Origin of the sequence: Chryseobacterium cupriresistens (genome assembly GCF_046614675.1) — a bacterium.
Classification (GTDB): domain Bacteria; phylum Bacteroidota; class Bacteroidia; order Flavobacteriales; family Weeksellaceae; genus Chryseobacterium; species Chryseobacterium cupriresistens.
The window spans coordinates 721,370-735,181 of sequence record NZ_JBKKJT010000002.1 but is presented as its reverse complement, the minus strand read 5'-3'; the positions used below and the strand labels follow the sequence as shown (position 1 = coordinate 735,181).

Below are 13,812 nucleotides of genomic sequence, written 5' to 3'. Positions count from 1 at the left end.
CTTCAAATTTTATTGAAATTATTATTATTTTGCTTTTGGCGAGCATCCTGCCATTGTGGAAATCTTCACTGCTTCAGTGGGAGGAAGATTTTTATTTCTTTCCACTAAGCTTTCTACCATTTTTCTGGCAGTTTCTGTGTAGATATCTTCAATTTTAGATCCTTCCTGAAGTGCTGCCGGTCTTCCAACGTCACCTGCTTCTCTGATGCTCTGGATTAGTGGAATTTCACCCAATACCGGAATTCCAAGATCTTCCGCTAAATATTGTGCTCCCTGGTTTCCAAAGATATAATATTTATTGTCAGGAAGTTCTTCCGGTGTAAAATACGCCATATTTTCGATCAAACCAAGCACAGGAATGTTAATACTTTCTATCTGGAACATGGCAATTCCTTTTCTTACGTCTGCCAATGCAACATGCTGAGGTGTACTTACGATGACCGCTCCTGTTACTGGTACTTCCTGGATAATTGACAAGTGAATGTCACCTGTTCCCGGAGGAAGGTCAATTAGAAGGAAATCCAGTTCTCCCCATGCTGCATCTCTGATCATCTGGTTCAAAGCTTTTGAAGCCATAGGACCTCTCCATACTACTGCCTGATTGGCTCCTGAGAAGTATCCTATTGAAAGCATTTTTACTCCATAATTTTCGATAGGCTTCATCAGATTCTTACCATTCACTTCTACAGAAATTGGTTTTTGTCCCTCTGTATCAAACATGGTAGGAACTGAAGGACCGTAGATATCAGCATCCAGTAATCCTACTTTAAAGCCCATTTTAGCTAATGTTACTGCCATATTTGCAGAAACTGTAGACTTCCCTACTCCTCCTTTACCGGAAGCAATAGCGATAATATTTTGAATTCCCGGAATTTGTTTTCCTTTGATCTGACTTTGCTGAATTTCACTAGGCTCCGGAGAAACGATTTTAAGTTTTAAATGAATGTCTTCTCCAAACTCACTGGCAAAAGCCTGTTTCATGGCAGCCTCCAGTTTTTTCTTTTCGTGCATTGCAGGCGAATGGGCAGTCATATCAATATAAACATCGTTACCCATAATCTGAAGATTATTCACCAAATCGTCTACTTCTATTTCTTTAAGGAAATCCTGAACCTTTTCTTTCGTCAACATATAAATATAAATTGTTTACAAATTTACGCATTTTTTCGGTAATTTAGAATCAATAAAATCTATAATATCAGGTGATAAATCAGATCGTTAAAAATTTCTTATTCTGTTTTTTTATTCTGATACCACGTCCAACCTCAGAAAGCAATTGATATGAAAACGACCTCCTATCCTTCCAAATATGCACAGCCAAAAGGAATTTTTATCGTTGGAAAAACAAAATTCAAATGGTATGACCTGGCCAATGATCCTGCAGAAGTTTTACAACAGGACATTGAAAATGCCCAAAAGTGTATTGAAAGTGCTGAAGAAAACTTTAAAAACATTGATGATCTTGGATTTGTCATTATGCACCGCTGCGGAGAAAACTATCTTTTACTGGTGTGTACATGGCGAAATGAAAACGAATTATGGGAAAGCGTGTATTATGATGGTTCCGGACAATTTGAAATATGGGACAGGAACAAAACCCACCGCCCGACGTATTGTGTCTGGGAAATGGGCATTGTATATCATGAATCTCAGTCCTGGAAAAAATATCTGGGCTCCGGAAGAGAAGACAAGGATAAAGAGACCTATCTCAATCATTTTTTTGAAGGAGAAGTGTAATTTTAATTGGCTCTGTCTTCTTAATGAATGAGATCGTTTTTAACAGGACAAACGGTAATGATCTTTTATTGCATCACTTTTACTGTTTTTCAATATCTTCGTCTGATAAAATCAGAACATGAAAAAAGGGCTTATTGCATTTTCTATATTTATTACTCAGATCATTTCTGCACAGAGCTATTCCCAATATGTCAATCCGTTTATAGGAACCGGAGGACATGGCCACACTTTTCCCGGGGCAATCGTTCCATTCGGAATGGTACAGCTTTCTCCCGATACAAGAATTGATGGAAGCTGGGACGGATGCAGCGGATATCATTATTCGGATTCTGTGATCTATGGTTTTTCTCATACCCATCTGAACGGAACGGGAGTTTCCGATTATGGAGATATCATGCTGATGCCTACGATGGGAAATCCCAGTCTGAACAGCAGGGATTATTCTTCAAGGTTTTCGCATAAAAATGAGAAAGCAGCAGCAGGATTCTACGCTGTCAAATTAGATAAGAATAATATTGATGTCCGCCTTACTACTACCAGAAGAGTCGGCTATCACGAATATACGTTCAACAACGCAGGCAATGCCAATATTATCTTAGACCTCAATCACAGAGACAAACTTCTGGAAGGGGAAGTAAAGATTATTGATGATAAAACCATTGAGGTTTTCAGAAGAAGTGAAGCATGGGCCACCAACCAGTATATTTACGCCAGAATTGAGTTTTCAAAACCCATGAAAATTTCAAAAGAAGAAGTTAACGGAAAGCAGGAAAACAATCTTTTTACCGGAACAAGACTTGCTCTGGCATTTTCAGCCACCGTTAAAAAAGGAGAAAAGATCGATATAAAAGTCTCTGTTTCTCCTACAGGCTACGAAGGAGCAGAAAAGAATATGCTGGCAGAAGGGCAGTCGAAAGATTTCGACGCGGTAAGAAAGCAGGCTCAATCTGACTGGGACAAAGAGCTTTCAAAAATTGAGGTGAAATCTGATGATAAAAACAAATTGGCCGTTTTTTACACTGCTCTATATCACGTTTTCACACAACCCAACATCAATATGGATGTAGATGGAAGATACAGAGGCAGAGATAATAAGCTTTATACCGCCAATGGCTTTGATTATTATACGGTATTTTCACTTTGGGATACCTTCAGAGGTGCTCATCCGCTGATGACTTTAATCGACAGAAAAAGAACTGCTGATTTTATCAATACTTTCATTAAACAATATGAACAGGGAGGAAAACTTCCGGTATGGGAACTGGCTTCCAATGAAACAGAATGCATGATTGGCTACCACTCCGTTTCTGTCATTGCAGACGCAATGGCAAAAGGAATTCAGGGATTTGATTATGAAAAGGCATTTCAGGCAGCAAAAAGTTCAGCCATGCAGGATATTTTTGGATTGAATGCTTATAAACAGAATAATTATATCAGCATAGACGACGAGCATGAAAGTGTTTCCAAAACAGTAGAATATGCCTATGACGACTGGTGTATTGCTCAGATGGCCAAAATTTTAGGCAAAAAAGAAGAGTATCAGGAGTTCATGAAGCGTTCTCAGAACTGGAAAAACCTTTACAATCCAAAAACAGGCTTTATGCAGCCGAGAAAAAACGGAAACTGGTATGAACCATTTGACCCGAGAGAAGTCAACAACAATTATACGGAAGGAAACTCATGGCATTATTCTTATTCTGTACAGCAGGACATTCCGGGACTTATTGCGGCTCATGGAGGAAAAGAAAAGTTTGAACAGTTCATTGATGCTATCTTTACTGCTCCTGATAAAACTACGGGAAGAGAACAAGTGGACATCACAGGATTGATGGGACAATATGCCCAGGGAAATGAGCCAAGCCATCATATTGCCTATCTGTACAATTTTGTGGATAAGCCGGAAAAAACAGATGCCAAAATCAAATACATCCTTGATAACTTCTATAAAAATACTCCTGACGGATTGATCGGAAATGAAGACTGCGGCCAGATGAGTGCCTGGTATGTTTTAAGCTCAATGGGAATTTATTCTGTAACCCCGGGATTACCGGAATGGGAAACCACCACTCCTTATTTTGACGAAATTAAAATTCACCTTGAAGACGGCACTACAAGAACGATTACAAAAACTACAGGCAGAGCAGAGCTCAAAAAATTAGGTTTCGAAAATGTAAAACCTGCTAAAGATTTTAAATATCCTGAACAGACAGCCTCTCCGGTAATTGCTGCCGACAGAATCTTCGACTTTTCTACCAAAGTTGAAATCACTCCATTAAACCCAAGCGACAAAGTATATTATATGACAATGGATGAGAGTGACAGCAATAAAAGAAAAACATTCTCTACTTATAAAGGCCCGATTTCCATCACCAAAACTACTCAGGTAATGGCTTATGCTGAAAGAAACGGCGAAAAAAGCTCTGTGACAACCGCTCATTTCAACAGAAGACCAAACTATTGGGATATTAATATTCTGTCAAAAGTGACTCCGCAGTACAGTGCTACCGGAAACTTGGCACTTATTGACGGAATCAGAGGAGATGTTAATTGGAGAAAGGGTGAATGGCATGGTTATCAGGGACAAAATTTTGAAGCTATTATTGATCTTAAATCCCCTCAAAACATTAAATATTTATCTTCAACGTACCTTCAGGACAGCAAAGCATGGATTCTGATGCCTAAAAAGGTGGAATATTACGCTTCCATGAACGGAAAAGATTTTGTCCTTCTGAAGACCGTTGACAATACTATTGATCCTAAGGATGAAAAAGTACAGATCAAAGATTTTTCTACAGAAATTCTTCCTACCGAAGCACGTTATATCAAAGTAAAAGCCTACTACTTCGGAAAACTTCCGGAATGGCATCAGGGAGCAGGCGGTGATGCTTATATCTTTATTGATGAGATTGCTGTGAAGTAAAAAAACAAAAACAACACCTATGAAAAAATTATCATTACTACTCTTTTTACTTTTAAGTATTATAAAAGTTTCAGCTTGTAAATGTGTATATGAAACCTTAGCACACAATTATCAAAATTCTGAATTTGTAGGTATTATCAAAATTTTGAAAGTATATGACGAAAATACTGAGCAAAGATCCTATAAAGCAGATATTGAAATTGAAAAAGTATATAAGGGAGCTAAAACATTCAAAACAATGAATGTGAGAGGACTCATTGGAAATTCCTATTCCGGAGCTTGTGAAATTGATGTCCTGGTCAATGAAAGATATCTGATCTTTTTAAACCAATACAATAACACCTATTCCATTTCATCCTGTACTCCAAAATCAAAACTGGAAAATAAACCAACAAAAGATGAAAAATCGTGGCTTAAAAATCTGGAAAAAGCCTTTACTTATTTAAATAATAATACATTCAGGTTTATAGGCTTACAGTTTACCCGTTGCTATGATGAATTCCAAACTGAATATAAATCTGATTTGTCAAAGATCAGTGGATTCAAGCCTAAGCAGCCTTTTGCTATCTATAAAATAAAAATAGATGATACATCAAAAATTCAGGAAATTACTCCTGTTACAACTTTTGGAAGTAAGGATAATATGATCGAAAATATACTGAAAACAAAGATGAAAGTCTCCACACCGACATCTTTCTGGAATGCCAACCCAAAAGAAGGTCTACTATTTCTCTCCTATCATAAAGAAAATATAGACAAGCCTTATGGTGAAGTCATCTCCTGTGATTAATACTAAAATAAACCCTTCTTCAGAATGTGAAGAAGGGTTTATTTATCAATTCATTCTTTCCGACCATTGCAGAACTTCCGGAAGTTCGATATCAGAAAATTCGATGTGTATGACTCTTCTTTTCTTTCCGTTCGTTGTTCTGTTAGAGCCGTGAAGCGTTAAAGGTTTCATCAGCATAATTCCCCCTTTTTCTACGTTGCAGATTTCTTCTGTTTCTACAGTCCAGTCGATGGTTTCCGGTCTGTAAATGCCTTTTGTGTGGGATTTTGGAACTACTTTCAATGCTCCGTTATTTTCATCGGTATCATCCAGATGGATTCTGATGGTATAGATATTTTCCAAAACGTTGAGTGGAGGCTGTACCGCAAACTGATTTTGTTTGGTGGTCCAAGGTCCGAAATTAGCGAGTTCCAACTTCTTATCCACAGAAATAGTAAGATCCTGATGATAGGCCACGTACCAGTTGGAGGTTTCAGGCTTATCAAAATAGATACTTTTAACCACAAAATATTTTTCACCGAAGATTTCTTTCACCACTTTCCGGATGTTTTCATTAAACACAAGATCTTTGATTTCCGGAACTTCTTTTAAGAACTGCCTGATAGCAAAAAGGTCTTCAGACTTTCTAAAATTTTCTTTTGAAGTGTCTATATTTTGCAGAACAAGGTTGATGTCTTCCAGTTCTTTCTGCGAAAACACATCATTGATAACAGCAAAGCCATATTTTTCAATATGGCTTTTATGATTTTCTAAGTTGTTTAAACTCATTGATATTTAAATTTTGTCTAATGGTTCAGTTAACTGTCCTTCCCATTTTGAAACTGCTGTGGTTGCCAGTGTATTTCCAAGTACGTTCGTCATACTTCTACCCATATCACAGAAATGGTCAATTGGTAAAATCAAAGCAATACCTTCCGGCGGGATACCAAACATTGAACATGTTGCCACAATAATTACCAGAGAAGCTCTTGGAACTCCTGCAATCCCTTTTGACGTAAGCATTAGTACCAAAAGCATAGTGATCTGCTGTCCAAGGGTCATTTCGATTCCGTAGATCTGTGCAATGAAGATTGAAGCAAATGTCATGTACATCATACTTCCGTCCAGGTTGAATGAATATCCTAAAGGTAAAATAAAAGATACTACTCTACTGTTACACCCAAATTTCTCCAGTTCTTCCACCAATTTCGGGAATACTGCTTCTGAACTTGTAGTAGAGAAAGCAATCAGTAATGGTTCTTTAATTCTTTTTAAAAGGTCAAAAAGACGGTTTCCTAGGATGAAATATCCTACCAGTAAAAGGACCAGCCAAAGAACTCCTATAGCAAAGAAGAAGTCTCTTAAATAAATAGCATATACTTTAAAAATTTCAAAACCATTGATGGCCACTACGGCTGCAATAGCTCCCAGTACTCCAAGAGGAGCAAACCACATGATATAGCCTACCATTTTAAGAATAGCATGCGCAATAATATCAAATAGTTTCACAACTGGTTTAGCATATTCTTCTCCCAGATTAGCCAAAGCAACTCCAAACATTACCGCAAATACAACAATCTGCAGTACTTCGTTGGTAGCGAAGGCTTCAAATAAACTTTTAGGAATCATGTGTTTTACGAAATCTTCCATGGAAAAACTTTTGCTGCTTTTAAGAAGTTCGTCAGCAGAAGCGACATCCTGAATTGGTAATTTGGTAACATGTCCTGGCTCCAGCCAGTTAACAAGGATCAACCCGATAAAAAGGGAAATCAGAGAAGCTGAAATAAACCAAAGCATGGCTTTTGTACCTACTCTTCCAATCATTTTGATATCACTCATTTTGGCAATCCCTACTACTAATGTCGTAAAAACCAATGGAGCAATAATCATCTGTACCAATCTGATAAAAACCGTTCCCAACAGTTTTATGTTTTTAGAAAAGGGTTCTGCACTATCCGGATAGCTCACGTGTACAATACCTCCGATTCCTACTCCCAGAAGAAGGGCAATGATAATTGCTATAAAAAGTTTATTCTGTCCTTTCATATATATAGTTCAATTTGCGCAAATATAATGGTTTTTCAATTGGCAGACGATTTTCTTCTATAGCGTTGAATTTTGCATTAAGTTTTTAATCCCTGAAAATTAAAACCCTGGTTTAGAAAATATTGTAAAAAAATTAAGAAACATTTATTGACTTTTTATTCTTTTGGTACAAATTTTATTATTACATTTGAGTGTATAACAACATTAATAAATATACAATATGAAAAAAACTATTGCAATGGCTGCATTAGCTGTAGCTGTATCTTTCGGTGCTATTTCTTGTAAAAAGAAAGTTTCTGATGCCGACCTTCAGACTCAGGCTACAACTATAGTAACTTCTAATCCCAATGCTTCTGTTGAAGTAAAAGAAGGTGTAGCTCACTTAAGTGGTACTTTCGCAGATCAACAGTCTAAAGACGCAATGATTGCTAAATTAAAAGCCATCAGCGGAGTAAAAGACGTAATGGATATGTCTACCGTAGCAGCTCCTGCACCTGCAGCACCAGTTGAAACGGCATCTGCTGTAGATCCTGCTGTTCAGAAAAAAGTTCAGGATGCAGTGAAGGATTTCCCTTCTGTAAAAGTAGAAGTTATAAACGGACAGCTTACGCTTACAGGAAATGTTTCTGCTCTACAGGCCAGAAAAATCAAAGAATCTGTAGATGCTTTGAAAATCGGAAAGTATAACAACAACCTAATCGTAAAATAATTAAAGATGAGCGAATTACAAGATAAATATTCAAGTGTAGTTTCAGCGGCACAGTCTGCAGGGATTTCCAATCTTCAGGTTCAGGAGCAGGACGGAATTCTTTATGTTTCCGGAAATGCTTCCAATACTGCGGCTAAAGATGCTGTATGGAATGCTTTAGGAGCTATTGATTCTACTTATTCTGCTTCAGATATCAATATTGATGTACAGGTTGCAGGTCTTGCTGCAGGAGCTTCTTTAACAGTGGCTACTGAAGAATCTAACCTTAATATCAGACAGGAACCTTCTACTGAAGCCGCCGTTGTAGGTAAAGCTGCAAAAGGTTCTTCTGTAACGCTTATTGAGCAGACTTCTGATGACTGGTGGAAAGTGAAAAATGCAGACGGCCAGGAAGGATATGCTTACTCAAGATATTTAAGAGCATAATTTTTATTAAAAAATAATAAATTTTCACAAAAAAAGCATAGAAACATCCCAACTTTGGGATGTTTTTATATTTTTACGGCTCTGAAAAAAAAACTAATGAAGAAAACTCTGTTGCTATTGACTTTGATGTTCACTGTCATTATTCTGCACGCCCAAAAGTTACACATTGACGGAAAAATATCCGATTCCGAAAAGAAAGCGATAGAAAATGCCACCGTCTATCTTTTGAAACAAAAAGATTCATCCATTATCAATTATACGGCAACCAATAGGGAAGGGAAATTCTCGCTGAAGATTGATGATATGAAAGAACCTTCCATTCTTAAAGTAGACGCTGATAAATTATCTTCCTATTCGAAAAAATTTGAAAAAATAAACCAGTCATTATCACTGGGGGATATTCAGCTCGAGAAACAAGGCATTGTGAATACGATTGATGAGGTAAAAATTACGGTTTCTCCGGTAAAAATTAAAAAAGATACGATTGAATTTAATGCAGCCGCTATCAAAGTACGGCCTGACAGTAAAATTGAAGAGCTTCTGAAGCAGATTCCCGGTGTAGAAATCAGCAATGAAGGAAAGATTACTGTGAATGGAAAAGAGGTGGATCAAATTATGATCAACGGAAAACCTTTCTTTGATAAAGATGGTAAAATCGCTCTTCAGAACTTACCGGCAGATATCATCAAGAATATCCAATTTACCACCACCAAAACAAAGGAGGAGGAACTGAGCGGAAAAGCAGCCAAATCTCAGAATACGACCATCAATTTTAATATTGATGAAAAGAAAAATAAAGGTTTACTGACAAGACTTACCGTCGGTTATGGATCAGACAAACGGTATGAAGCAAGCGGATTGGCCAGTTATTTTAAAGGGGATACGAAAATAAGTCTATTGGCTTCTTCCAATAATATCAATTCCCAGGGATTTTCCAGAGATGAGGTTTTTGACAGCATGGGTAATGGCCGGAATGCCTGGATGATGCAGGGAGGATCTGTCTCAACGGTAGGAAATGTAACTTACTTTAACCAGGGAGGTGGTACGAAAGGAATTCAAAGGTCTACGACCATTGGCTTAAACTACAGTGACAAACTGGGAAAAGATGCCGATCTGGATTCCTTCAGCCTAATGCATTCCGATTCCAATACGGAAACAAAATCCAAAGTCTCAAGGTCTACTCTTCTCCCTGCTTACACGCTTCAGACCAATTCTGAAAGTAACGGAGAAAATGAATCCAAACAATACAGTTTTGATACTTCAGCTAAAATCAAGCTGGATTCTATGACAAGTATCTACCTTTCTCCGAGATTTACAAAAAACAGCAGTTTCAGTTTCAATAACTCAAGATCCTCTTCTTTAAGGAATGGCAGTCTTCTGAATGAAAGTAATGCGTATTCCAGTAATGATTCGGAAAGCAATTCATTTAATCCATATCTCTATTTTTCAAGAAAATTCAGAAAAAAAGGCCGTTCAATTTCCGCCAATATGAACAGTTCCATTTCAGAATCCAGAAGGGATAATCTGAATCAATCTCAAAACACGTTCTATCAATCCAATGGAATATCAACAGACAATAGGGATCAATTAGCCAAAAATAAAAATCAGAACAGCAGTTTCAATTTCAATGCCGGATATACAGAACCTGTTTCCGATTCGTCCAGTGTAAGTTTTGAAGTGAAATATGAAACCCGATCTACTAGAGACTTGAGGAATGTAAATGATTTTGATAATACAACCGGAGATTACACTAAATACAATCAGCTTTTATCCAACAATATGAAGCAAAGAATCAATCAGATCTCTCCTGAGCTTACATATCAGATTAATAAAAAGAAACTGAATTTCTGGGCTTCCATGAATCTTGATATTTCAGATATGAATGTAAATTCTATCTATAACGGACAGCAATATGATCTGCAGAAAAATTTTGTACTCCCCCAATATAATGTCAATCTTTACTACCAGCTGAGTGAAGGAAAAACCTTAAACATTTACAACTATTCCAACTTCACCATTCCCACCGCAGAACAACTGACTCCTTATAAAGATGAATCCAATCCTCTGATTACCTATCAGGGAAACCCTAACTTAAAAAACACCTGGACCAACAATCTTTATCTGTATTTCAACAATTATAATAAAGTAAAAGATCTCAGCTACTATTTCAATATTGGCTTTACGTACAGAAATAATGATATTATCAATTTTTCCACCTATGATAATGCAGGGAAACAGGTGATTACTTATGACAACGTAAGCGGAAATAAAAGCATCAATGCCGGCGGAGGTTTCAGTAAAGTATTGAAATGGAAGAATAATAAACTTATTATCAATCCAAGACTCACCATGAATTATGCTTACAATAACGGTTTCATTGATGGACAATCTTTCACCAGCAATTCTTATAATCTAAACCCAGGCCTTAATCTTACCTATGAAATCAAGGATAAAATGACCATCAAACCTTCTTACAGACTTGGATACAGTTTTTCAAATTATACCAATTATAATATAACGAATGTAAATACAGCCAATCAATCCTTAAAACTGGAACTCACCAATTATATGCTGAAAGGCAATTTCGTATTTGGAAACGATTTTGAATACAATACCAATTCCAACATTGCTCCGGGCTTTAAAAAAGATTTCTACTTCTGGAATACCAGCCTTGGATATTCGTTCTATAAAAAACAGTTTACGGCAAAAGTAAAGGTCTATGATGTTTTAAATCAAAATCAAAGCGTAAGAAGAACGATCACCGATTCTTATTTTGAAGATCGTGAAGATCTCATCCTGAAACGATACATCATGTTTTCCATCAGCATGAAACTGAATAAGTTTGCAGGAAAAAAGAAGTAATAATCACACCATACTTTATATATAATTTTTGATAATGGCCGGATCTTTCCGGCTATTTTTATAGACAACCTGAAATATAATACTGAGCTCCATTACAAGTGAATACGTAATATTCCCCTCCTCCGGAGGGGTGGCGAAAATTCAAAGAATTTTTGACGGGGTGGTTTCCAAGAAATATCATCATATTACACAGATTAGTAGTAATCACAACAACCTTTTAAACAAGATTTACGAATAAACCTGTTTTTATTTTTAAATTAGCATCAAATTTTTTTTATGAAAATCCATATTTCAGTATTATGTATTCTTTTTTTCATTCTTGGAAAAGCTCAGAAAACGGAACAGAAAGATACTTTCGTTAAAGACAATTTCACCAAGAAAGAATTTTATATTCCAATGCGTGATGGCGTAAAACTTTTCACTGCGGTATATATCCCGAAAGATATATCGAACAAGAACAAATATCCGTTCCTGATGCAGAGAACCTGTTACAGTATCGCACCGTACGGAGAAAGTGAATATAAAACAAAGGTAGGTCCCAACACGTATCTTATGAAAGACAAGTATATTTTCGTGTATCAGGACGTACGCGGAAGATATATGAGTGAAGGCACTTTTACCAATATGACTCCGCAGGTGGAACGCAAGACCAAAAAAGATGTTGATGAAAGTACTGATACTTATGACACCATCGAATGGCTTTTGAAAAATGTGAAAGATAACAATGGTAAAGTAGGCCAATTCGGAACATCATACCCGGGATTCTATACTGCTGTAGGAACGTTGTCACAGCATCCTGCTTTGGTAGCTTCTTCACCACAGGCACCTATTTCTGATTTCTGGAATGACGACTTTCTTCACAACGGAAGATTTATGCTCGGCTATTTCAGAACATTCCCTGTTTTTGGGGTTCAAAAAACGCAGCCGGAGAAACAGGCCTGGTATATGGATTCTTTCATCAAACAGACTTCTGAAGACGGTTTGAAATTCTACAGAGATATGGGTACTCTGAAAGATGGATATGAAAAATATTACAAGAATAATTTCTTCATGACAGAGATTATGAATCATACCAACTATGATGAATTCTGGCAGAAAAGAGGTCTTCTTCCTCACTTAAAGAATATTAATCACGCTGTAATGACTGTCGGAGGATGGTTTGATGCAGAAGATCTTTCAGGACCATTGAATATTTATAAAACCATAGAAAAAACAAGCCCTAAAGCAAAAAATACTATCGTTATGGGACCTTTCTCCCATGGCGGCTGGTCTCAGGAGCAGGGAAAACATTTCCACAGTGAAACGTATTTTGGTGACAGCATTGCTACATACTATCAGAAAAATATTGAAACAAGGTTTTTCAATCATTATCTGAAAGGCAATACCAAAGAAGATGCAGGACTTCCTGAAGCACTGATGTATGACACCGGTGCTAAAGCATGGAAGGAATTCGCTTCTTACCCACCGAAAAATGCTCAGAAAGTGAATTTCTATCTTTCTGATAAAACCCTGAAAAAATCATCCGGACAAGGCTATTCTGAATATTATAGTGATCCTAACAATCCTGTTCTAAGCTCAGATCATTTAAAAGACTTTAACGGTTTCACTCCAAAAAATTATATGTCGGAAGACCAGAGATTTGCTGTAGGAAGACCAGATGTATTAACATTCACTACCGATGTATTGACTGATGATATTACATTTGCAGGAGAGATTGTGGCTAAACTGAATATTGCATCCACGTCTACAGATGCCGATTTTGCAGTAAAACTGATTGATGTTTATCCTGAAGATTTCAAACCTGCAGAAAAGAAAGAAGGCGTTATCTATGGCAACTACCACCAGATGGTAAGAAGTGAGATCATGCCTGCAAGATTCAGAAATACCAAAGAAAAGGGAGAAGCTTTGGTTCCGAACCAGAAGACGGCTGTTAACTTCAGACTTCAGGATGTAGTTCATACGTTCAAAAAGGGACACAAAATCCAGATTCAGATCAGCAGCACATGGTTCCCGCTTTTCGCCATCAATCCACAGAAATTTATGGATAACCCGAATTTTGCCAGCAAAGAAGATTACACCAAAGCATTCATCAAAGTGTATGGTGACAGCTCCATTGAAGCTGATGTTTTAAAATAAATTGGAAAAGCTGTTCGTTTGAACAGCTTTTTATTTTTTGAAGATCTGAAGTTTTATTCTAGGTTTTGGCTAAGCCGGATGATTTTGTTCTTTTGGTTTAAGTGGGCTAAAGCCCACTTCTATTGATAGAGATGATAAGCGTAATCCTCTAAAGTCTGCATAAACAGCTTGCATTAGATAAAGCATCATTGGGACTCCTTCGGAGTG

General features: G+C 37.0%; 10 protein-coding genes. 7 read left to right on the top strand and 3 right to left on the bottom strand.

Annotation, left to right across the window (positions count from 1 at the left end; translation table 11 throughout):
- Window positions 1-24: 24 nt before the first annotated feature.
- Window positions 25-1,131, bottom strand: a complete 1,107-nt coding sequence (locus ACLI50_RS08540) for an Mrp/NBP35 family ATP-binding protein (RefSeq protein ID WP_411413569.1) — start codon at window positions 1,129-1,131, stop codon at window positions 25-27.
- Between the two features lie 150 nt (window positions 1,132-1,281).
- Here ACLI50_RS08540 and ACLI50_RS08535 point away from each other — a divergent pair, with 150 nt between their 5' ends.
- The 3 genes from ACLI50_RS08535 (at window position 1,282) to ACLI50_RS08525 (ending at window position 5,447) form a co-directional block, all read left to right on the top strand.
- Entirely contained in the window at window positions 1,282-1,737 is a 456-nt protein-coding gene (locus tag ACLI50_RS08535; RefSeq protein ID WP_411413568.1) for a hypothetical protein, read from the top strand.
- 118 nt (window positions 1,738-1,855) lie between these two features.
- The gene (locus ACLI50_RS08530) at window positions 1,856-4,657 is read left to right on the top strand and encodes a GH92 family glycosyl hydrolase (RefSeq protein ID WP_411413567.1); all 2,802 of its coding nucleotides are present in this window, start codon (window positions 1,856-1,858) and stop codon (window positions 4,655-4,657) included.
- Window positions 4,658-4,676: 19 nt separating this feature from the next.
- On the top strand, window positions 4,677-5,447 hold the full coding sequence (locus ACLI50_RS08525) for a hypothetical protein (RefSeq protein ID WP_202838811.1): 771 nt from the start codon (window positions 4,677-4,679) through the stop codon (window positions 5,445-5,447).
- A gap of 45 nt (window positions 5,448-5,492) precedes the next feature.
- Here ACLI50_RS08525 and ACLI50_RS08520 read toward each other — a convergent pair whose 3' ends face one another.
- Both ACLI50_RS08520 and ACLI50_RS08515 read right to left on the bottom strand, forming a co-directional pair.
- On the bottom strand, window positions 5,493-6,215 hold the full coding sequence (locus tag ACLI50_RS08520; RefSeq protein WP_202838810.1) for a phytanoyl-CoA dioxygenase family protein: 723 nt from the start codon (window positions 6,213-6,215) through the stop codon (window positions 5,493-5,495).
- A gap of 6 nt (window positions 6,216-6,221) precedes the next feature.
- Window positions 6,222-7,472 carry a dicarboxylate/amino acid:cation symporter gene (locus ACLI50_RS08515; protein WP_343643224.1) on the bottom strand — a complete coding sequence of 417 codons (1,251 nt, stop codon included), beginning with the start codon at window positions 7,470-7,472 and terminating at the stop codon, window positions 6,222-6,224.
- A 220-nt stretch (window positions 7,473-7,692) separates the two neighbouring features.
- Here ACLI50_RS08515 and ACLI50_RS08510 point away from each other — a divergent pair, with 220 nt between their 5' ends.
- The 4 genes from ACLI50_RS08510 to ACLI50_RS08495 all read left to right on the top strand — a co-directional run bounded on the left by ACLI50_RS08510 (window position 7,693) and on the right by ACLI50_RS08495 (window position 13,605).
- Window positions 7,693-8,181 carry a BON domain-containing protein gene (locus tag ACLI50_RS08510; protein WP_411413566.1) on the top strand — a complete coding sequence of 163 codons (489 nt, stop codon included), beginning with the start codon at window positions 7,693-7,695 and terminating at the stop codon, window positions 8,179-8,181.
- Between the two features lie 6 nt (window positions 8,182-8,187).
- Entirely contained in the window at window positions 8,188-8,607 is a 420-nt protein-coding gene (locus ACLI50_RS08505; protein WP_202838807.1) for an SH3 domain-containing protein, read from the top strand.
- A gap of 96 nt (window positions 8,608-8,703) precedes the next feature.
- Window positions 8,704-11,469 (top strand): outer membrane beta-barrel protein, encoded by a 2,766-nt coding sequence (locus tag ACLI50_RS08500; protein ID WP_411413565.1) that lies wholly within the window; start codon window positions 8,704-8,706, stop codon window positions 11,467-11,469.
- Window positions 11,470-11,745: 276 nt separating this feature from the next.
- Window positions 11,746-13,605 (top strand): CocE/NonD family hydrolase, encoded by a 1,860-nt coding sequence (locus ACLI50_RS08495; protein ID WP_411413564.1) that lies wholly within the window; start codon window positions 11,746-11,748, stop codon window positions 13,603-13,605.
- Window positions 13,606-13,812 lie beyond the last annotated feature (207 nt).